The sequence below is a fragment of the Massilia varians genome (assembly GCF_027923905.1).
In the GTDB taxonomy this organism is placed as follows: domain Bacteria; phylum Pseudomonadota; class Gammaproteobacteria; order Burkholderiales; family Burkholderiaceae_D; genus Telluria; species Telluria varians_B.
Genome location: NZ_AP026966.1, coordinates 5,520,236 through 5,541,322, shown reverse-complemented (window position 1 = coordinate 5,541,322; position 21,087 = coordinate 5,520,236). Strand labels below are relative to the sequence as shown.

General features: G+C 58.3%; 9 protein-coding genes, 4 tRNA genes and 6 rRNA genes. 16 read left to right on the top strand and 3 right to left on the bottom strand.

The window, feature by feature from the left end; genetic code table 11:
* Positions 1–35 precede the first annotated feature (35 nt).
* Complete coding sequence (locus tag MasN3_RS24990) at positions 36–461, bottom strand: DUF2061 domain-containing protein (RefSeq protein ID WP_281911143.1); 426 nt, start codon at positions 459–461, stop codon at positions 36–38.
* A 130-nt stretch (positions 462–591) separates the two neighbouring features.
* Between MasN3_RS24990 and MasN3_RS24985 the strand changes: the two genes are divergently transcribed.
* The 7 genes from MasN3_RS24985 (at position 592) to aqpZ (ending at position 7,048) form a co-directional block, all read left to right on the top strand.
* The gene (locus MasN3_RS24985; RefSeq protein ID WP_281911141.1) at positions 592–819 is read left to right on the top strand and encodes a hypothetical protein; all 228 of its coding nucleotides are present in this window, start codon (positions 592–594) and stop codon (positions 817–819) included.
* 199 nt (positions 820–1,018) lie between these two features.
* Positions 1,019–2,549: ribosomal RNA gene (locus tag MasN3_RS24980) — 16S ribosomal RNA — on the top strand.
* An 82-nt stretch (positions 2,550–2,631) separates the two neighbouring features.
* A tRNA-Ile gene (locus tag MasN3_RS24975) sits at positions 2,632–2,708 on the top strand.
* A gap of 3 nt (positions 2,709–2,711) precedes the next feature.
* A tRNA-Ala gene (locus MasN3_RS24970) sits at positions 2,712–2,787 on the top strand.
* 222 nt (positions 2,788–3,009) lie between these two features.
* A 23S ribosomal RNA gene (locus tag MasN3_RS24965) occupies positions 3,010–5,885 on the top strand.
* Between the two features lie 137 nt (positions 5,886–6,022).
* A 5S ribosomal RNA gene (rrf, locus tag MasN3_RS24960) occupies positions 6,023–6,135 on the top strand.
* The 16S, 23S and 5S rRNA genes sit together here with 2 tRNA genes alongside, the layout of an rRNA operon.
* A gap of 163 nt (positions 6,136–6,298) precedes the next feature.
* Positions 6,299–7,048, top strand: coding sequence for an aquaporin Z (aqpZ, locus tag MasN3_RS24955; RefSeq protein ID WP_281911139.1), 750 nt, complete (start codon positions 6,299–6,301; stop codon positions 7,046–7,048).
* An 8-nt stretch (positions 7,049–7,056) separates the two neighbouring features.
* On the opposite strand, the gene MasN3_RS24950 is transcribed toward aqpZ, so the two are convergent.
* The gene (locus tag MasN3_RS24950) at positions 7,057–8,262 is read right to left on the bottom strand and encodes a M20/M25/M40 family metallo-hydrolase (protein ID WP_281911137.1); all 1,206 of its coding nucleotides are present in this window, start codon (positions 8,260–8,262) and stop codon (positions 7,057–7,059) included.
* Between the two features lie 178 nt (positions 8,263–8,440).
* On the opposite strand from MasN3_RS24950, the gene MasN3_RS24945 reads away from it, so the two are divergent.
* The 3 genes from MasN3_RS24945 to MasN3_RS24935 all read left to right on the top strand — a co-directional run bounded on the left by MasN3_RS24945 (position 8,441) and on the right by MasN3_RS24935 (position 12,015).
* Positions 8,441–8,884 carry a hypothetical protein gene (locus MasN3_RS24945; protein WP_281911135.1) on the top strand — a complete coding sequence of 148 codons (444 nt, stop codon included), beginning with the start codon at positions 8,441–8,443 and terminating at the stop codon, positions 8,882–8,884.
* A gap of 147 nt (positions 8,885–9,031) precedes the next feature.
* On the top strand, positions 9,032–10,525 hold the full coding sequence (locus tag MasN3_RS24940) for a DUF2868 domain-containing protein (RefSeq protein WP_281911133.1): 1,494 nt from the start codon (positions 9,032–9,034) through the stop codon (positions 10,523–10,525).
* Positions 10,522–12,015 (top strand): DUF3482 domain-containing protein, encoded by a 1,494-nt coding sequence (locus tag MasN3_RS24935; protein ID WP_281911129.1) that lies wholly within the window; start codon positions 10,522–10,524, stop codon positions 12,013–12,015. Before MasN3_RS24940 ends, MasN3_RS24935 begins: the two co-directional genes overlap by 4 nt.
* On the opposite strand, the gene MasN3_RS24930 is transcribed toward MasN3_RS24935, so the two are convergent.
* Entirely contained in the window at positions 12,012–14,081 is a 2,070-nt protein-coding gene (locus MasN3_RS24930; protein WP_281911127.1) for a TonB-dependent receptor family protein, read from the bottom strand. The two genes, MasN3_RS24935 and MasN3_RS24930, sit on opposite strands and share 4 nt — an antisense overlap.
* A gap of 599 nt (positions 14,082–14,680) precedes the next feature.
* On the opposite strand from MasN3_RS24930, the gene MasN3_RS24925 reads away from it, so the two are divergent.
* The 6 genes from MasN3_RS24925 to MasN3_RS24900 all read left to right on the top strand — a co-directional run bounded on the left by MasN3_RS24925 (position 14,681) and on the right by MasN3_RS24900 (position 20,984).
* Positions 14,681–16,211, top strand: a 16S ribosomal RNA gene (locus MasN3_RS24925).
* 83 nt (positions 16,212–16,294) lie between these two features.
* Positions 16,295–16,371 (top strand) — tRNA-Ile (locus MasN3_RS24920).
* 16 nt (positions 16,372–16,387) lie between these two features.
* Positions 16,388–16,463, top strand: a tRNA-Ala gene (locus MasN3_RS24915).
* A 223-nt stretch (positions 16,464–16,686) separates the two neighbouring features.
* Positions 16,687–19,561, top strand: a 23S ribosomal RNA gene (locus tag MasN3_RS24910).
* 137 nt (positions 19,562–19,698) lie between these two features.
* Positions 19,699–19,811: ribosomal RNA gene (rrf, locus tag MasN3_RS24905) — 5S ribosomal RNA — on the top strand.
* A 171-nt stretch (positions 19,812–19,982) separates the two neighbouring features.
* Complete coding sequence (locus MasN3_RS24900; RefSeq protein WP_281911124.1) at positions 19,983–20,984, top strand: pepsin/retropepsin-like aspartic protease family protein; 1,002 nt, start codon at positions 19,983–19,985, stop codon at positions 20,982–20,984.
* Positions 20,985–21,087 lie beyond the last annotated feature (103 nt).

The window sequence follows — 21,087 nt, the reverse complement described above, 5'->3', positions numbered from 1 at the left end:
CACGGACCGTGTTCGGCGACGGCGGTGTATCAGTTTTAAATCGCTGGCACGACGATATCTGTATCAGTTTTCAATCGCCGTTGACACAGCTTGTTCCAGAAGCGGTCGTGGACCGGCAGCAGCAACACGTTGCAGACCGGTTCGAGTACGGCGGCCATGCCGCCAAAGGCGAGCGAGCCGGTAGCAAAATACATCACCGTGAAGGCTACGCCCATATGCAGGAGGGTCTGGCTCAGCTTTTCGGCAGCGATGCGCAGGTAGCGTTCGCGCTCGTTCAGGGCGCCGGCACGCATGGCAGCCCACGCCTTCTCGTGCAGCGGGAGCAGCGAGACATTGATGATAGGTTCGATGAGGATCGCCACTCCGCCGAAGACGACCGAACCCGTGACCGCATAGGCAATGAAGAAGGCAATCGCCATGTGGGCGATGACCTGGCTGGTTTTCTTGGCGGCGATGACCATGCTTGCTCTTCCTATGCTTCGTTAACACTACTGTCTTGCAAATGATAGCGATTCGCATTCATAGCTAAAAGAAAATTTAATTGAAGTTATCGATAGATAGAGACTATGAGGCGTGGTAACGGGATGTGGCATGTTCGCCTTCCACCCACTTGCGCCGCATACAGGCATTTGTTATAGTCTCATTTCTTCGACGCACATCGCAGCTTTCAAAGCAGCGACAGCGAAAGAGAAAAAAGAGGGGCTTGACGATAAACGCAGAACACCGCATAATCTCGCTTCTCTGCTGCTGACGAACACAACGCTTCGCAAGGTGCAGCAAGGTAGTACAGAAAACGGACTAGGCGTCCCCGTTCTTTAACAATCAACAGTCGATAAGTGTGGGCGTTTGATGAAGGTGCCGCTGACTTCGGTCAGTGATTACTTAAATTATCAAATGTTCACAAGAAATAAACGTAAATCTTCGCAAGAAGGTTTCGTCAGTATTTTGAGTGAGCGAAATCGATCCAGTGGATCGATTTCGAAACCGGTAGCAATGCCGGTTTCGACAAACAGAGATTGAACTGAAGAGTTTGATCCTGGCTCAGATTGAACGCTGGCGGCATGCTTTACACATGCAAGTCGAACGGCAGCACGGACTTCGGTCTGGTGGCGAGTGGCGAACGGGTGAGTAATACATCGGAACGTACCCAGAAGTGGGGGATAACGCAGCGAAAGTTGCGCTAATACCGCATACGTTCTACGGAAGAAAGTGGGGGATCGCAAGACCTCATGCTTTTGGAGCGGCCGATGTCTGATTAGCTAGTTGGTGGGGTAAAGGCCTACCAAGGCGACGATCAGTAGCTGGTCTGAGAGGACGACCAGCCACACTGGAACTGAGACACGGTCCAGACTCCTACGGGAGGCAGCAGTGGGGAATTTTGGACAATGGGCGCAAGCCTGATCCAGCAATGCCGCGTGAGTGAAGAAGGCCTTCGGGTTGTAAAGCTCTTTTGTCAGGGAAGAAACGGCTGAAGCTAATACCTTCGGCTAATGACGGTACCTGAAGAATAAGCACCGGCTAACTACGTGCCAGCAGCCGCGGTAATACGTAGGGTGCAAGCGTTAATCGGAATTACTGGGCGTAAAGCGTGCGCAGGCGGTTTTGTAAGTCTGACGTGAAAGCCCCGGGCTCAACCTGGGAATTGCGTTGGAGACTGCAAGGCTTGAATCTGGCAGAGGGGGGTAGAATTCCACGTGTAGCAGTGAAATGCGTAGAGATGTGGAGGAACACCGATGGCGAAGGCAGCCCCCTGGGTCAAGATTGACGCTCATGCACGAAAGCGTGGGGAGCAAACAGGATTAGATACCCTGGTAGTCCACGCCCTAAACGATGTCTACTAGTTGTCGGGTTTTAATTAACTTGGTAACGCAGCTAACGCGTGAAGTAGACCGCCTGGGGAGTACGGTCGCAAGATTAAAACTCAAAGGAATTGACGGGGACCCGCACAAGCGGTGGATGATGTGGATTAATTCGATGCAACGCGAAAAACCTTACCTACCCTTGACATGGAAGGAATCCTGAAGAGATTTGGGAGTGCCCGAAAGGGAACCTTCACACAGGTGCTGCATGGCTGTCGTCAGCTCGTGTCGTGAGATGTTGGGTTAAGTCCCGCAACGAGCGCAACCCTTGTCATTAGTTGCTACGCAAGAGCACTCTAATGAGACTGCCGGTGACAAACCGGAGGAAGGTGGGGATGACGTCAAGTCCTCATGGCCCTTATGGGTAGGGCTTCACACGTCATACAATGGTACATACAGAGGGCCGCCAACCCGCGAGGGGGAGCTAATCCCAGAAAGTGTATCGTAGTCCGGATCGTAGTCTGCAACTCGACTACGTGAAGTTGGAATCGCTAGTAATCGCGGATCAGCATGCCGCGGTGAATACGTTCCCGGGTCTTGTACACACCGCCCGTCACACCATGGGAGCGGGTTTTACCAGAAGTAGGTAGCTTAACCGCAAGGAGGGCGCTTACCACGGTAGGATTCGTGACTGGGGTGAAGTCGTAACAAGGTAGCCGTATCGGAAGGTGCGGCTGGATCACCTCCTTTCTAGAGTAGCACCAGAGACTAAGGTCTCATCATCAAGCGCCTACGCTTATCGGCTGTTGGAATTAAGTAACGAGAACAGTTTGGGTCTGTAGCTCAGTCGGTTAGAGCACCGTGTTGATAACGCGGGGGTCGTTGGTTCGAATCCAACCAGACCCACCACAAGGGGGATTAGCTCAGCTGGGAGAGCACCTGCTTTGCAAGCAGGGGGTCGTCGGTTCGATCCCGTCATCCTCCACCATTTACCTGTTCGACTGCATTTATGTAAAGCCCGCGCTTTAGGTAAGTGTAGTTCTCGTTCTTTAACAATCTGGAAGAAGTAAAGTTTTTTTAAGCGTGTAAGCGAATCGGAAACGATGAGCGAGCACACTTAGGGTAGTAATCAAGTATCAACAAACATGCAACAAGCTGTACTCTTGATTTCTATGACGATCCCTGTTGTCAGCAGGGGCCAACGTTATAGGGACAAGCGAATAAGTGCACATGGTGGATGCCTTGGCGATTACAGGCGATGAAGGACGTAGTAGCTTGCGATAAGCTGCGGGGAGTGAGCAAACACACTTTGATCCGCAGATTTCCGAATGGGGAAACCCGGCCCTTTGGGTCATTGCATACTGAATACATAGGTATGCAAAGCGAACGCGGCGAACTGAAACATCTAAGTAGCTGCAGGAAAAGAAATCAACCGAGATTCCCAAAGTAGTGGCGAGCGAAATGGGAAGAGCCTGTACGTGATAGTCGACTGAATAGTGGAACAACCTGGAAATGTTGGCCATAGCGGGTGATAGCCCCGTACACGAAATTCAGACGGTGGTACTAAGCGTACGACAAGTAGGGCGGGACACGAGAAATCCTGTCTGAACATGGGGGGACCATCCTCCAAGGCTAAATACTCGTAATCGACCGATAGTGAACCAGTACCGTGAGGGAAAGGCGAAAAGAACCCCGGGAGGGGAGTGAAATAGATCCTGAAACCGTGTGCATACAAACAGTCGGAGCCTCTTGATGGGGTGACGGCGTACCTTTTGTATAATGGGTCAGCGACTTACATTCAGTGGCGAGGTTAACCGAATAGGGGAGCCGTAGAGAAATCGAGTCCGAACAGGGCGACAGTCGCTGGGTGTAGACCCGAAACCAGGTGATCTACCCATGGCCAGGATGAAGGTGCGGTAACACGCCCTGGAGGTCCGAACCCACTAATGTTGAAAAATTAGGGGATGAGCTGTGGGTAGGGGTGAAAGGCTAAACAAACCTGGAAATAGCTGGTTCTCTCCGAAAACTATTTAGGTAGTGCCTCAAGTATCACCATCGGGGGTAGAGCACTGTTATGGCTAGGGGGTCATTGCGACTTACCAAACCATTGCAAACTCCGAATACCGATGAGTGCGAGCTTGGGAGACAGACGTCGGGTGCTAACGTCCGGCGTCAAGAGGGAAACAACCCAGACCGCCAGCTAAGGTCCCAAAGATTGGCTAAGTGGAAAACGAAGTGGGAAGGCTAAAACAGTCAGGATGTTGGCTTAGAAGCAGCCACCATTTAAAGAAAGCGTAATAGCTCACTGATCGAGTCGTCCTGCGCGGAAGATGTAACGGGGCTAAGCCAGTCACCGAAGCTGCGGATATCTAGCAATAGATATGGTAGGAGAGCGTTCTGTAAGCCTGCGAAGGTGTCTTGTGAAGGATGCTGGAGGTATCAGAAGTGCGAATGCTGACATGAGTAGCGATAATGCGGGTGAAAAGCCCGCACGCCGTAAGCCCAAGGTTTCCTGTTCAACGTTCATCGGAGCAGGGTGAGTCGGCCCCTAAGGCGAGGCAGAGATGCGTAGCTGATGGGAAGCAGGTTAATATTCCTGCACCGTCGTATGATGCGATGGGGGGACGGATCGCGGAAGGTTGTCCAGCTGTTGGAATAGCTGGTTTCTGGTTCATAGAAGGCGCTTAGGCAAATCCGGGCGCAGGATTCAAGGGACTGGGACGGGCACCCATGTGGTGCGAAGCAATCGGAAGTGGTTCCAAGAAAAGCCTCTAAGCTTCAGTCATACGAGACCGTACCGCAAACCGACACAGGTGGGCGAGATGAGTATTCTAAGGCGCTTGAGAGAACTCGGGAGAAGGAACTCGGCAAATTGGTACCGTAACTTCGGGATAAGGTACGCCCCGGTAGCTTGACTGCTTTACTGCAGAAGGGTGAAAGGGTTGCAATAAACTGGTGGCTGCGACTGTTTAATAAAAACACAGCACTCTGCAAACACGAAAGTGGACGTATAGGGTGTGACGCCTGCCCGGTGCTGGAAGATTAAATGATGGGGTGCAAGCTCTTGATTGAAGTCCCAGTAAACGGCGGCCGTAACTATAACGGTCCTAAGGTAGCGAAATTCCTTGTCGGGTAAGTTCCGACCTGCACGAATGGCGTAACGATGGCCACACTGTCTCCTCCCGAGACTCAGCGAAGTTGAAATGTTTGTGATGATGCAATCTACCCGCGGCTAGACGGAAAGACCCCATGAACCTTTACTGTAGCTTTGCATTGGACTTTGAACCAATCTGTGTAGGATAGGTGGGAGGCTTTGAAGCGGGGACGCCAGTTCCCGTGGAGCCATCCTTGAAATACCACCCTGGTTTGTTTGAGGTTCTAACCTTGGTCCGTTATCCGGATCGGGGACAGTGCATGGTAGGCAGTTTGACTGGGGCGGTCTCCTCCTAAAGTGTAACGGAGGAGTTCGAAGGTACGCTAGGTACGGTCGGACATCGTGCTAATAGTGCAATGGCATAAGCGTGCTTAACTGCGAGACCGACAAGTCGAGCAGGTACGAAAGTAGGACATAGTGATCCGGTGGTTCTGTATGGAAGGGCCATCGCTCAACGGATAAAAGGTACTCTGGGGATAACAGGCTGATTCCTCCCAAGAGTTCATATCGACGGGGGAGTTTGGCACCTCGATGTCGGCTCATCACATCCTGGGGCTGTAGCCGGTCCCAAGGGTATGGCTGTTCGCCATTTAAAGTGGTACGTGAGCTGGGTTTAAAACGTCGTGAGACAGTTTGGTCCCTATCTGCCGTGGGCGTTGGAAATTTGAAGGGGGCTGCTCCTAGTACGAGAGGACCGGAGTGGACGAACCTCTGGTGTACCGGTTGTCACGCCAGTGGCATTGCCGGGTAGCTAAGTTCGGAAGAGATAACCGCTGAAAGCATCTAAGCGGGAAACTTGCCTTAAGATGAGATTTCCCGGAGCCTTGAGCTCCTTGAAGGGTCGTTCGAGACCAGGACGTTGATAGGCTGGGTGTGGAAGTGCAGTAATGCATTAAGCTAACCAGTACTAATTGCCCGTACGGCTTGTCCCTATAACCTTGGTAGGCTATAGACAAGTCAAGAATACAGCTGCAGTTTGTTGATACTGCTACCCCAAGAACAACAAGAACTTGCTTCTTCCGGATTGGTGAAGTTTGACCATGTGGTCAAATCTCACGACAAGTCAAAGCCTGATGACCATAGAAAGTCGGTCCCACCCCTTCCCATCCCGAACAGGACCGTGAAACGACTTTGCGCCGATGATAGTGCTGCAACCAGTGTGAAAGTAGGTTATCGTCAGGCTAGTTATATGAAAAACCCCACCAGGTGACCCTGGTGGGGTTTTTTGCTTTTCTGAGTCGCAGGACGTTTGCGATACATCAAAGTCCAGAATCCTTCCTTCGTGGTCAGTTTTGACCGCATCTAGAATGCACTCATGGCGTTCGGGCGAATCGCGGAGGACATCATGTTCAGCAAACTTCTTGCGGAGTTCATCGGCACATTCTGGCTGGTCCTGGGTGGCTGCGGCAGCGCAGTCCTGGCCGCCACATTTCCGGAGGTGGGCATCGGCCTCGTCGGCGTTTCGCTCGCGTTCGGCCTGACTGTCCTGACCGGCGCCTACGCACTCGGCCCGATCTCCGGAGCTCACTTCAACCCAGCCGTGTCCCTTGGCCTGTGGGCGGGCGGCCGCTTCCCGGCGCGCTATCTCGCCCCCTATATGGTCAGCCAGGTCGCGGGCGCGGTGGCCGCCGCCGCCGTCCTCTACCTCATCGCGAGCGGCAAGGCGGGATTTGACGTCCAGGCAGGGTTTGCGGCCAATGGCTACGGCAGTCACTCACCAGGAAACCATTCGCTCGGGGCCGCGCTGGTATGCGAGCTCGTGATGAGCTTCATGTTCGTGCTCGTGGTCCTGGGCGCAACCCATGCAAGTGCGCCGGTAGGATTCGCCGGCATCGCGATCGGTCTTGCGCTTGCCTTGGTACACCTGGTCAGTATTCCGGTCACCAACACCTCGGTCAATCCCGCGCGCAGTACCGGCCCGGCCTTGTTCGTCGGTGGCTGGGCAGTCGCGCAATTGTGGCTGTTCTGGCTTGCGCCGCTGCTCGGCGGCGTCCTTGCCGGTGTGCTGTACCGCACCGTCCTGCAGCGCGACCTGAGCGAACCCGTCGTGAGCGGACAACCGGGACCGGAGAGCGGGCTGGTTCCCCATACCTGACTGGCCAGCTAATTGGCGGAAAGTTCCACCATATAGGCCGCCGCCAGGCGCGCGAATTTCAGCGCGTGGGCAGTCTGGCTGCCCGAGTTGGCCAGTGTGTCCCTTGACGTGTGGATGTGCGGGTTGTCACGCGCCAGCGACGACTCGAAAGGCATCGACGCCGGATAGCCTTGCGCATCCCAGCTCGCGTGGTCCGAACAGCCATAACCGCATTTGTCGTAGCCGACCGTGAGTCCGGGCAGGTAGCTGCCGATCAGCTGCGCGAGAAAGGCGTTCTGCTGGCTGTTCGTGTAATCGGTGATCAGGTAGATGTCGTTCGCCGCCCCCTTGTAATTCGTCATGTCGAGCTGCAGCACGCCGGCCACCTTCCTGCCCGCCTGCCTGAACTGGCGCGCAATGTCTTGCGAGCCGCGCAGTCCTGCTTCTTCCGCCGCGTAGGCGATGAGCTGGATCGTGCGGCGCGGACGGTAGCCGCTCAGGATCAGCGCGCGCAGCGCCTCGGTCATGCTCGCGACGCCGGAAGCATCGTCGTCCGCACCCGGCGCGCGTGTCGTCTCACTCATCCCGAAGCCGACGATCGAATCCAGGTGCGCCCCGACCACGACGGTTTCTTCCGCCAGGTCCGATCCTGCGATGGTCAGGCTGACGGACGGCTGCGGGTAGCCCGGGTGATTGATCTGCATCACCGAGATGTCCGCGCGGCCGGCAGCGAGCTCGCGCCAGGCCGACAGCAGCCAGTTCGACGCCTCGACACCCGACTGGCTCCGGAAATAGCGGTTGGTAAAACCGCTCAGGCTCAGGATGCTCGCCTCGATCTGCTTCTCCTGCATCCCCGCCAGCATGGGCTCGACCAGTTCGCGCTGACCGATCCGGTACGTGGGTAGCGGTGCGAGGGTGCGGCGCCGCTCGAGCGCCGCACGGGCCTCCGCTTGGCTGCCGTGGAACATGTAGCCGCCGCACTGTCCCAGGCGTTGGTGGATCAGGCCGGAAATCGCTGCCAGCCTGCCTTCATCGATCACGATGGCATGCACCTTTTCCGCAGGCAGCTGGCGGCTGTCGATCGCGACCGCATCGGGAGCGATCGTCTTGACCTGTCGATAAGCCGCGTCGCCCATGGTGATCCATACCCGGCGTTTCACCGATGAGCCGGCGCTTGCCGCGAGGCTGAGGCACAGGGCGAACAGCAGGCAGAGCTTGGGCAGGCCGGACTTCATCGCATTTCCCCTTGGCATGGCAAGCGAAAATGCTAGCAGCCTGTTCCAGCTAGCTTTTGCCGCACTTCAAGGTAACTGTACGGTGATTCCTACGCTGGCTCGGAGTCTTCTCCTATACAGCCCTGCTGTCCGGGCGCGCATGATCGGTCCATCGGTTCAGCGAAGCGAAGGAGGAATCATGAAATCGAAGGAAAAAAGCCTGGGTGGCGACAATCGTTCGCGCGGTATCCACAAGCCGAAAGGCCTGACGGTTGCGGAAGGGAGCATGCAGACGCGTGCGCCCGGCGCCGTGATGCGCGGCGGACCCGAATCGCCTTTCCCGATGGCCAACACCGGTTCGCAGCAGTCGGACACGGGCGGCCGCGGCCAGCGCGGCGGCGCCGGCTCGGTCCACCAGGGCTGGAGCGCTCGCCAGCGCGGCCAGCGCATGCAGGCGCAGGCCGAACAGGATCGACTGGGTGAAGCCCAGCAATCCGGCGCAGGGGGCATCGAGCAATACCAGCATGCCGGCTCCCAGCAATCGGACTCTGGCATGGGCGGCAGCGAAGGGCTGCAGCGCCGGCCCGACCAGCCCGCTTCGGACTTCAGCAGCAAGCCGAACAAGAAGAATCCCGGCAGCTGAACGCCGGCGCAAGGACATTGCCAGCCCGGGTTTCCCGGGTTTTTTTACGCCTCGCTTCCCCTGCAAGGAGCGCGGGGGTGATGCCCGGTCCCAAACTGCGGCACAATGCACCTGTAGCCTTGCCATTTCAACCATGACAGGAGAAGCATGAACGAACAGGTCGCACGCAATGTCGTACTGGTACGCGCCATCGAGTCCGCCGACGTCGATCACACGGTGCTGAGCGACGATGACCGTAAGTACGCAAGCCGCAGCGCGAAGGAACTCGCCGCCTGGCAGGCGGCCGACAGCAAGAGCGCCGTCACCCAGCAGCATTTCCTGCAGCAGCGCTCCGAGCAGATCCTGAAACGCCTGGGCGAACGCACGCCTGCCTTCGGCGCATTCGCCAAGCGCCGCCTAGGCCTGGGCGGTGTCTGGCTGGCCCTGCCTTTCCTGGCCTTCGTCTCGGGCGCAGTCATCGACCGCATCGCCGACCCGCACCGCGTCGACCTGCTCTCGGCTCCCTTTCTCCTGATCATCGGCTGGAACCTGCTGGTCTATCTGTGCATGCTGGTCTGGGCCCTGATGGGGGCAATGGCGCCCGGCAGACGCCATGGATGGGCGAGTCCGAATCTGCTGCGCCGCCTGAGCGTGGGCAAGGCCGCCGTGCCGCGCAAGCTGCCGGCGCCGCTGGCCGAAGGCATCGCCGTCTTCATGGGCGAATGGGCGGCGCTCAGCGCGCCGCTGACCCGTGCGCGCCTGAGCCGGACGGTCCACCTGGCCGCCGCCTTCTTCGCGCTCGGCGCGATCGCGTCGCTGTACGCGCGCGGCCTGCTGAACCAATATGTGGTCGGCTGGGAGAGCACCTTCCTCGACAGCCGCGAGGTCCACGCCCTGCTGTCCTGGCTGTTCATGCCGGCGATGAGCGTTTTCCACTTCCTGCAAGGCTTCTCGCTGGCCGAGATCGAGCTGCTGCGCTTCGGACGGATGGTGAATGCCGCGAGCGGCGAGCGCTGGGTCCACCTGTATGGCGCAACCTTGCTGCTGCTGGTCGTGCTGCCGCGCCTGCTGCTGGCCGGCTTCGCGGCCTGGCGCGCCCGCCGGCTGGCGCGCCGCTTCCCGCTCGACCTCGACCAGCCCTATTACCGCAAGCTGGCGGACAGCATCGGCGCCGGCGCCCCGGCACTGCTGCGCGTGCTCCCCTACAGCTACACGCTCGACGAAGCGCGCGACCGCGGCCTGTGGGCGATCGCCGCGAGCGCGCTCGGGGCGCAGGCGCGCGTCCAGCTGCGTCCCACGGCCGCCTATGGCATCGATCCGAAGGAGGCCCTGCACGATACGACGCTCGACGAAGCGGGCGTGACCGTCACCGCCGTCCTGTTCAGCCTGGCCGCCACCCCCGAGAAGGAGAACCACGGCGCCTTCCTCGACTACCTGAGCCGGCGCGTGAAGCGCGGCGTCGCCGTCCTGGTAGACGAATCGCCGCTGGTGGAGCGTATCGGCGAGCAGCAGGGCAATGCCGCGCGCGTGGCCGAGCGCACCGCGCTGTGGCGCCAGTTCTGCAGCTTCCACGGCACCTCGGCCACCTTCGTGAACCTGCTCCAGCCCGAGAAGCATCCGCTCGAGCTGGGCGCCGGCCTGTCACTGCCGGAGCTGCGATGAACGCGCTGAACCCGGAACCGGTCAAGATCCAGTTCGCGCTCGTCTCGCACACCAACAACGGCAAGACGACGCTGGCCCGCACCCTGGTCGGCATGGACGTGGGCGAGGTGCGCGACGCCGCCCACGTGACCCAGTTCGCCGAGGCCCACCCGCTGCAGACCAGCGCGGCCGGCGACACCCTGGTGTTGTGGGACACGCCGGGCTTCGGCGATTCGGTGCGCCTCCTGAAGCGCCTGTCGATGGCGGGCAACCCGATCGGCTGGTTCCTGCGCGAGGTGTTCGACCGCTACCGCGACCGCCCGTTCTGGCTCAGCCAGCAGGCGCTGCGCGCGGCCAAGGAGGAAGCCGACGTCATCCTCTACCTGGTCAACTCGTCGGAATCTCCCCAGGATGCCGGCTACCTGCCGTCCGAGATGAAGATCCTCGAGTGGCTCGGCAAGCCGGTCGCGGTGCTGCTCAACCAGATGGGGCCGCCGCGTCCTGGCGCCGAGGAATCCGGCGAACAGCAGCGCTGGCGCCAGCACCTGGCCCAATTCCCGGTGGTGAAGGAAGTGCTGCCGCTGGACGCCTTCGCGCGCTGCTGGGTGCACGAGCACGTGTTCTACGAAGCGATCGGGCGCCTGATCGCCGACGACAAGCGGCCCGGCTATGCGCGCCTGCTCCAGGCCTGGTCCGCCGCCAACCGCCAACGCTACCTGGGCGCGCTGCGCGTCTCGGCCGAGCAGCTGGCGGCGGCCGCACGCGATGCCGAACCGATCGCGCAGGAGGGCCGCGGCATGCTGCGCAGCGCGCTCAAGGCGGTCGGCATCGGCAAGGACGAACAGCGGCGGCAGGAGCTGGCGATGGCGGCGCTGGTCGAACGCTTGAATGCCCGCATCAACGGCGCGACGGCGCGCATGCTTGCCCTGCACCGGATCGATCCGGGCCAGGCGCTCGCCATCAACGCGCGCGTGCGCGATAACTTCGCGGTGCACGCGCCGGTGGACAAGGCCCAGGCCGGCCTGCTCGGCGCGGTCGTGTCGGGCGCGGCGACGGGGCTGTCGGCCGACATGATGGCGGGCGGCCTGACCATGGGAGCGGGTGCGCTGCTGGGGGCGATCGTCGGCGGGCTGACGATGGCCGGCGCTGCCTGGGGCTTCAACCAGCGCATGGACCGCGACAAGCCGGGCGTGCAGTTCGCCGATCCCTTCCTGCAGTCGCTCCTGGTCAGCGCCGTGCTGCGCTACCTGGCGGTGGCCCACTTCGGCCGCGGGCGCGGCAACTGGGTCGAAGGCGAAGCGCCGGCCTTCTGGCAGGAGGAAGTCGAGCGGGCCCTGGGCGAGCGCATGGCCGCGCATCCGGACTTGTGGAAGTCGGTACGCGCCGCGCCGGACGAGGCGGCGGCGGTGGCGCTGGTGGAAGCCGTGCTGGTGCCCGCCGCCGACGCCGTGCTGGCGAAGCTCTATCCCGGTGTGGCGCTGCCCGCGCACACCGCGATCGCAAAAGCCTAGAACTGGTACTGGGCGCTGACGCCCATGATCCAGTTGCGTCCGGGCGCGGCTTCGTAATAGCGGCGGTTGGTGTCGCCCACGATGACCGAGCCGACGTAATTGCGGTCGAACAGGTTGTTCAGGCGCGCGTACTGCTTGAACCGCCATCGGCCCAGCTGCTGGCTGGCCTGCACCCGCGCATTGACGATGGCATAGCCCGGCGCCGGCGTGGCGGTATTCGTGTCTTCCGCATAGACGCGGCTGTTGGCGATCGTCTCCACGGCGGCGCCGAAGCGGCCGGACTGCTCCTTCCAGCCAAACTCGCCGTACAGGCTGGTCTTGGGGATGCCCGGCAGCCGGCTGCCCTCGGGCACGGCGCCGAAGCCTTCCTCGTAGGTGGCGCGCAGCGCCGTGAGCGCAAGGCGCGCGTTCCAGCCGCCGCCGAGTTCCGCATCGAGCGACAGTTCGCCGCCCTGGCGCAGGGTGGCGCTGGCATTGCGGTAGCTGGTGCGGCCGCCCGAGGAGCTGTCGACCACCAGTTCGCCCTCGGTGCGGACCTGGAACACGGCCGCATTCATGCGCACCCCGGGCATCAGCATGGCCTTGACGCCGGCTTCCAGGTGCTTGCCGATGGCGGGGCCGAGACGGAAGTTGAAGCCGGCGCCGCTGCCCGAGTAGAACAGTTCGTTCAGGGTCGGGGTTTCGAAGCCGCGCGCGGCGCTGGCATACACGTTCAGCGAGGGCGAGACCTTGTACAGCACGCCCACCAGCGGCGAGGTGTGGCGATAGTCGACGCTGCCGCTGTCGTTGCCATTGGCGAGGAAGCGGTCGGTGACGTCAAAGCTGATGCGGCTGCGGCGCACGCCGCCCGTCAGCACCCATGGCCCGCGCTCCCATTCCAGCTGGGCATAAGGGTCGACGCTGCTGACTTCATTGCGTTCGTCGCGCCGCAAGTTGCCCTTCACGCCGAAGGTATTGCCGACGAAGTTCTCGAAACCCTGGCGATCATCGACCGAGCGCGCCACCTCCAGGCCGACGGTGGCGCGCAGCGTGCCGCCGGCCAGTTCGCGCACCGCGCGCCAGTTGGCGTCGATGCCGTGGAAGTCGCGGTCGAAATCGATCACGCCGCCGGAGTGCGTGGGCGGCGCCTGGAAGCCTCGCGAGAACGATTGGTACTGGATCACGCGGCGGTTGCCGCCATAAGCGGTCAGCAGCAGGCGGTCGGAGCCGAAACGCTGTTCCCAGGTGAGGCCGAACTGCTGGTGGTCGATGCTCTTGCGGGTGTCGTAACGATCGGCCAGGGTACGCTGCGGCGACTGGGTGTCGGTCGTGTCGATCTCGCCGGCGCGCGGGTCGCGCTGGTAAGTGGCCCAGGTGACGCCCAGCGGATCCTGGGTATCGTCCTGGCGCAGGCCGCTCGCGGTGAGGACCAGCCGGCTGGTGGCGGACGGCTCGACCACCAGCTTGGCGTAGGCCTGGTCGCGGGTGGCGGCGCTGTGGGCACGGTAGCCGTCGGTCTCGAAGCGCGAGGCGTCCAGCAAGTAGCCGAGCTTGCCGCTGCTGCCCTGCGCGTTCACGTCGAGCTTGCGCAGGCCGTCGCTGCCGGCGGAAAAGCTGCTTTCGATCGAGGGCGCGCCCTTGGGATCGCGCGTGAACAGCTGGACCACGCCGCCCGAGTGGTTGCCGTACAGGGCGGAGAAGGGGCCGCGCAGCACTTCGATGCGCTCGGCGATGTCGAGGTTGAAGGTCGCGGCCTGGCCCTGGCCGTCGGGCATGGTGGCCGGGATGCCGTCGGCCACCAGGCGCACGCCGCGCACGCCGAAGGCCGAGCGGGCGCCGAAACCGCGCGAAGAGATCTGCAGGTCCTGCGCATAGTTCTGGCGATCACGGGCGACCAGGCCCGGCACCGCGGCCAGCGCTTCGGAAGCGTTGACGCGCGGCTGGGTGTCGCGCAGCTGGGATGCGTCGACGATGTCGATCGCGGCCGGCAGGTCGAAACTCGTGTGCGCCGAGCGGGTGGCGCTGACCACCACGACATTGATAGGGGCGCGCGCCTCCTGGGCGATCGCGCAGAGAGGGGCCGACATGCATGCCGCGGCAATGGCGGTCCGGCGAAATATACGGTGCTTCATCTGCTCTCCAATTGCTCGTGGCACCCGTGCGAGCGGAATGCTGGTTTGGCACGCAATATACCCGGCATTGTCAGAACCGACACGCACCGCACCCGCCAACATCGGGGCACAGGGCTTGCGGACTCGGTCAGCGTTTGCTATAGTGCGCCTCCGCTTCAGGAGCGCTGCAAAGCGCGAACAGAAAAGGTTAACGGAATCAAGTGGTTACGTTAGCAATTTCCACAGAGAAATCTGCGACGAAGCTAACGAGGGGTTGACGAGTTAAGCGAAACACTGCATAATCTCACTTCTCTGCTGCTGACGAACACAACGCTTCGCAAGGTGCAGCAAGGTAGTACAGAACAAGGTTCTTTAACAATCAACAGTCGATAAGTGTGGGCGTTTGATGAAGGTGCCGCTGACTTCGGTCAGTGATTACTTAAATTATCAAATGTTCACAAAAAAGAAATACGTTGCTCAGCAATGAGTAACGGTCAGTATTTTGAGTGAGCGAAATCGATCCAGTGGATCGATTTCGAAACCGGTAGCAATACCGGTTTCGACAAACAGAGATTGAACTGAAGAGTTTGATCCTGGCTCAGATTGAACGCTGGCGGCATGCTTTACACATGCAAGTCGAACGGCAGCACGGGCTTCGGTCTGGTGGCGAGTGGCGAACGGGTGAGTAATACATCGGAACGTACCCAGAAGTGGGGGATAACGCAGCGAAAGTTGCGCTAATACCGCATACGTTCTACGGAAGAAAGTGGGGGATCGCAAGACCTCATGCTTTTGGAGCGGCCGATGTCTGATTAGCTAGTTGGTGGGGTAAAGGCCTACCAAGGCGACGATCAGTAGCTGGTCTGAGAGGACGACCAGCCACACTGGAACTGAGACACGGTCCAGACTCCTACGGGAGGCAGCAGTGGGGAATTTTGGACAATGGGCGCAAGCCTGATCCAGCAATGCCGCGTGAGTGAAGAAGGCCTTCGGGTTGTAAAGCTCTTTTGTCAGGGAAGAAACGGCTGAGGCTAATATCCTCGGCTAATGACGGTACCTGAAGAATAAGCACCGGCTAACTACGTGCCAGCAGCCGCGGTAATACGTAGGGTGCAAGCGTTAATCGGAATTACTGGGCGTAAAGCGTGCGCAGGCGGTTTTGTAAGTCTGACGTGAAAGCCCCGGGCTCAACCTGGGAATTGCGTTGGAGACTGCAAGGCTTGAATCTGGCAGAGGGGGGTAGAATTCCACGTGTAGCAGTGAAATGCGTAGAGATGTGGAGGAACACCGATGGCGAAGGCAGCCCCCTGGGTCAAGATTGACGCTCATGCACGAAAGCGTGGGGAGCAAACAGGATTAGATACCCTGGTAGTCCACGCCCTAAACGATGTCTACTAGTTGTCGGGTTTTAATTAACTTGGTAACGCAGCTAACGCGTGAAGTAGACCGCCTGGGGAGTACGGTCGCAAGATTAAAACTCAAAGGAATTGACGGGGACCCGCACAAGCGGTGGATGATGTGGATTAATTCGATGCAACGCGAAAAACCTTACCTACCCTTGACATGGAAGGAATCCTGAAGAGATTTGGGAGTGCCCGAAAGGGAACCTTCACACAGGTGCTGCATGGCTGTCGTCAGCTCGTGTCGTGAGATGTTGGGTTAAGTCCCGCAACGAGCGCAACCCTTGTCATTAGTTGCTACGCAAGAGCACTCTAATGAGACTGCCGGTGACAAACCGGAGGAAGGTGGGGATGACGTCAAGTCCTCATGGCCCTTATGGGTAGGGCTTCACACGTCATACAATGGTACATACAGAGGGCCGCCAACCCGCGAGGGGGAGCTAATCCCAGAAAGTGTATCGTAGTCCGGATCGTAGTCTGCAACTCGACTACGTGAAGTTGGAATCGCTAGTAATCGCGGATCAGCATGCCGCGGTGAATACGTTCCCGGGTCTTGTACACACCGCCCGTCACACCATGGGAGCGGGTTTTACCAGAAGTAGGTAGCTTAACCGCAAGGAGGGCGCTTACCACGGTAGGATTCGTGACTGGGGTGAAGTCGTAACAAGGTAGCCGTATCGGAAGGTGCGGCTGGATCACCTCCTTTCTAGAGTAGCACCAGAGACTAAGGTCTCATCATCAAGCGCCTACGCTTATCGGCTGTTAGTAAAGAGAACAACAGTGTATGTCGGGGCTGTAGCTCAGCTGGTTAGAGCACCGTGTTGATAACGCGGGGGTCGTTGGTTCGAGTCCAACCAGCCCTACCAAGTTATCGCAAGTAACGGGGGATTAGCTCAGCTGGGAGAGCACCTGCTTTGCAAGCAGGGGGTCGTCGGTTCGATCCCGTCATCCTCCACCATTACCTGGTTCTGAAAGTACAAACGTAAGCAAGAAGATGCTTAGGTTTGGTCTTTTCGAGATCACTGTTTTTCGTTCTTTAACAATCTGGAAGAAGTAAAGTTTTTTTAAGCGTATGCGAAAGCATACACTTAGGGTAGTAATCAAGTATCAACAAACATGCAACGAGCTGTACTCTTGATTTCTATGACGATCCCTGTTGTCAGCAGGGGCCAACGTTATAGGGACAAGCGAATAAGTGCACATGGTGGATGCCTTGGCGATTACAGGCGATGAAGGACGTAGTAGCTTGCGATAAGCTGCGGGGAGTGAGCAAACACACTTTGATCCGCAGATTTCCGAACGGGGAAACCCGGCCCTTTGGGTCATTGCATACTGAATACATAGGTATGCAAAGCGAACGCGGCGAACTGAAACATCTAAGTAGCTGCAGGAAAAGAAATCAACCGAGATTCCCAAAGTAGTGGCGAGCGAAATGGGAAGAGCCTGTACGTGATAGTCGACTGAATAGTGGAACAACCTGGAAATGTTGGCCATAGCGGGTGATAGCCCCGTACACGAAATTCAGACGGTGGTACTAAGCGTACGACAAGTAGGGCGGGACACGAGAAATCCTGTCTGAACATGGGGGGACCATCCTCCAAGGCTAAATACTCGTAATCGACCGATAGTGAACCAGTACCGTGAGGGAAAGGCGAAAAGAACCCCGGGAGGGGAGTGAAATAGATCCTGAAACCGTGTGCATACAAACAGTCGGAGCCTCTTGATGGGGTGACGGCGTACCTTTTGTATAATGGGTCAGCGACTTACATTCAGTGGCGAGGTTAACCGAATAGGGGAGCCGTAGAGAAATCGAGTCCGAACAGGGCGACAGTCGCTGGGTGTAGACCCGAAACCAGGTGATCTACCCATGGCCAGGATGAAGGTGCGGTAACACGCCCTGGAGGTCCGAACCCACTAATGTTGAAAAATTAGGGGATGAGCTGTGGGTAGGGGTGAAAGGCTAAACAAACCTGGAAATAGCTGGTTCTCTCCGAAAACTATTTAGGTAGTGCCTCAAGTATCACCATCGGGGGTAGAGCACTGTTATGGCTAGGGGGTCATTGCGACTTACCAAACCATTGCAAACTCCGAATACCGATGAGTGCGAGCTTGGGAGACAGACGTCGGGTGCTAACGTCCGGCGTCAAGAGGGAAACAACCCAGACCGCCAGCTAAGGTCCCAAAGATTGGCTAAGTGGAAAACGAAGTGGGAAGGCTAAAACAGTCAGGATGTTGGCTTAGAAGCAGCCACCATTTAAAGAAAGCGTAATAGCTCACTGATCGAGTCGTCCTGCGCGGAAGATGTAACGGGGCTAAGCCAGTCACCGAAGCTGCGGATATGTCTTTGACATATGGTAGGAGAGCGTTCTGTAAGCCTGCGAAGGTGTCTTGTGAAGGATGCTGGAGGTATCAGAAGTGCGAATGCTGACATGAGTAGCGATAATGCGGGTGAAAAGCCCGCACGCCGTAAGCCCAAGGTTTCCTGTTCAACGTTCATCGGAGCAGGGTGAGTCGGCCCCTAAGGCGAGGCAGAGATGCGTAGCTGATGGGAAGCAGGTTAATATTCCTGCACCGTCGTATGATGCGATGGGGGGACGGATCGCGGAAGGTTGTCCAGCTGTTGGAATAGCTGGTTTCTGGTTCATAGAAGGCGCTTAGGCAAATCCGGGCGCAGGATTCAAGGGACTGGGACGGGCACCCATGTGGTGCGAAGCAATCGGAAGTGGTTCCAAGAAAAGCCTCTAAGCTTCAGTCATACGAGACCGTACCGCAAACCGACACAGGTGGGCGAGATGAGTATTCTAAGGCGCTTGAGAGAACTCGGGAGAAGGAACTCGGCAAATTGGTACCGTAACTTCGGGATAAGGTACGCCCCGGTAGCTTGACCACTTTACTGTGGAAGGGTGAAAGGGTTGCAATAAACTGGTGGCTGCGACTGTTTAATAAAAACACAGCACTCTGCAAACACGAAAGTGGACGTATAGGGTGTGACGCCTGCCCGGTGCTGGAAGATTAAATGATGGGGTGCAAGCTCTTGATTGAAGTCCCAGTAAACGGCGGCCGTAACTATAACGGTCCTAAGGTAGCGAAATTCCTTGTCGGGTAAGTTCCGACCTGCACGAATGGCGTAACGATGGCCACACTGTCTCCTCCCGAGACTCAGCGAAGTTGAAATGTTTGTGATGATGCAATCTACCCGCGGCTAGACGGAAAGACCCCATGAACCTTTACTGTAGCTTTGCATTGGACTTTGAACCAATCTGTGTAGGATAGGTGGGAGGCTTTGAAGCGGGGACGCCAGTTCCCGTGGAGCCATCCTTGAAATACCACCCTGGTTTGTTTGAGGTTCTAACCTTGGTCCGTTATCCGGATCGGGGACAGTGCATGGTAGGCAGTTTGACTGGGGCGGTCTCCTCCTAAAGTGTAACGGAGGAGTTCGAAGGTACGCTAGGTACGGTCGGACATCGTGCTAATAGTGCAATGGCATAAGCGTGCTTAACTGCGAGACCGACAAGTCGAGCAGGTACGAAAGTAGGACATAGTGATCCGGTGGTTCTGTATGGAAGGGCCATCGCTCAACGGATAAAAGGTACTCTGGGGATAACAGGCTGATTCCTCCCAAGAGTTCATATCGACGGGGGAGTTTGGCACCTCGATGTCGGCTCATCACATCCTGGGGCTGTAGCCGGTCCCAAGGGTATGGCTGTTCGCCATTTAAAGTGGTACGTGAGCTGGGTTTAAAACGTCGTGAGACAGTTTGGTCCCTATCTGCCGTGGGCGTTGGAAATTTGAAGGGGGCTGCTCCTAGTACGAGAGGACCGGAGTGGACGAACCTCTGGTGTACCGGTTGTCACGCCAGTGGCATTGCCGGGTAGCTAAGTTCGGAAGAGATAACCGCTGAAAGCATCTAAGCGGGAAACTTGCCTTAAGATGAGATTTCCCGGAGCCTTGAGCTCCTTGAAGGGTCGTTCGAGACCAGGACGTTGATAGGCTGGGTGTGGAAGTGCAGTAATGCATTAAGCTAACCAGTACTAATTGCCCGTACGGCTTGTCCCTATAACCTTGGTAGGCTATAGACAAGTCAAGAATACAGCTGCAGTTTGTTGATACTGCTACCCCAAGAACAACAAGAACTTGCTTCTTCCGGATTGGTGAAGTTTGACCATGTGGTCAAATCTCACGACAAGTCAAAGCCTGATGACCATAGCAAGTCGGTCCCACCCCTTCCCATCCCGAACAGGACCGTGAAACGACTTTGCGCCGATGATAGTGCTGCAACCAGTGTGAAAGTAGGTTATCGTCAGGCTATTTATATGAAAAACCCCACCAGGTGACCTTGGTGGGGTTTTTTGCTTTGTGCGGCCGACATCGCCTTCATTCGACGTCTGTATCTCAAAAGGGTAATTTTCGCCAAGCCGGTTTCGTGTTCATCCGAGGCCCTATACTGCATTTCACGCAAACCAGTCAGGACAAGACGATGACCCTCCAGCGTCCGATTCTTTCCATTGCCATACTTTATGCCGGCCTTTTGATGTCGCATGCGGCATGGGCGAATTCCCTGCCGGCAGGCTGCGAGATGCGGGAGCAAGCACATATCCCCCTCAGCTTCGCGGATGACTTGCGCCCGGTCGGCGAAGCCACGATCAATGGCAGCGTCGTTCCTGCCATGCTGAGCACAGGCGCCGGGGAGTCCCTGGTGTTCAACAAAAAAATCCTGGAGCGTCTCGGTATTGAAGTACGTCATACGACCAGCAAGCTGGACGCCGAAGATATGCGCAATCCGAAGACGATTGACCTTTACGTGGACTTTTCGCATGCGAACATCAAGGATTTCTCGATCGGACCAGTCAAGGGCAAAGGCGGCACCTACAAGGTCGAGAACTTCATGGACGATACCTACGGAGTCCGTGTCGGCGCCGGCATGCTGCTTCAGAACGACCTCGAAATCGCCCTCGATGCCGGTTACCTGAAGTCCTTCAATCCGAGCGGCTGCATCGGCGCGCACCTGGCCTATTGGGATCCGCAGGCAGCGTCGGTCCTCGCCCTGTGGCACCCATGGCAGCGCGACGCACGCGTCGCCTTCATCGCGACGATCGGTGGACAGCCCATCCATGCCTTGCTGTCCACCGCGACGCCCCATTCCTATGTGCCGAAAGCCGCGGCGGCCAGGCTCGGATTGACGCCGGACTCGCCTGGCGCGACACGCGAGGCGCCGTTGCCCGGACATGCCGCCGACAAGCCCGTATGGAAGGTCCCGGTTCCCCTGATGTCAATCGGTTCACTCGAGGTCAAGGACCTGGATCTGCGCCTGATGGACTTGAGCCATGAAGGGGAAGCACTGGTACTGGGGGCGGACTTCCTGCATCGCCATCGCGTCTATGTCGCCATGGAGCAGAAACGCATCTATTTTTCTCCGATCACCGTGCCGCAGACCCGAAAACGCGGTTCCGTACAAGTGATTCCGCAACCGCTGAACTGAGGTGCATCCTGCCGGGCCGGCCCGGCTCGCAGCTTTGCATGCTGCCGAGAAACGAGGTTAGCAAACGTAACTTTGATGTGAATCTACCCTGCCCACACCTACA

Excerpts from the sequence above, each read along its gene's own strand:
- MasN3_RS24900 (WP_281911124.1), top strand. The coding sequence starts at position 19,983 with ATGACCCTCCAGCGTCCGATTCTTTCCATTGCCATACTTTATGCCGGC.
- MasN3_RS24930 (WP_281911127.1), bottom strand. The coding sequence starts at position 14,081 with ATGTCGGCCCCTCTCTGCGCGATCGCCCAGGAGGCGCGCGCCCCTATC.
- MasN3_RS24950 (WP_281911137.1), bottom strand. The coding sequence starts at position 8,262 with ATGAAGTCCGGCCTGCCCAAGCTCTGCCTGCTGTTCGCCCTGTGCCTC.
- MasN3_RS24990 (WP_281911143.1), bottom strand. The coding sequence starts at position 461 with ATGGTCATCGCCGCCAAGAAAACCAGCCAGGTCATCGCCCACATGGCG.
- MasN3_RS24940 (WP_281911133.1), top strand. The coding sequence starts at position 9,032 with ATGAACGAACAGGTCGCACGCAATGTCGTACTGGTACGCGCCATCGAG.
- MasN3_RS24945 (WP_281911135.1), top strand. The coding sequence starts at position 8,441 with ATGAAATCGAAGGAAAAAAGCCTGGGTGGCGACAATCGTTCGCGCGGT.
- MasN3_RS24935 (WP_281911129.1), top strand. The coding sequence starts at position 10,522 with ATGAACGCGCTGAACCCGGAACCGGTCAAGATCCAGTTCGCGCTCGTC.
- MasN3_RS24985 (WP_281911141.1), top strand. The coding sequence starts at position 592 with ATGTTCGCCTTCCACCCACTTGCGCCGCATACAGGCATTTGTTATAGT.
- aqpZ (WP_281911139.1), top strand. The coding sequence starts at position 6,299 with ATGTTCAGCAAACTTCTTGCGGAGTTCATCGGCACATTCTGGCTGGTC.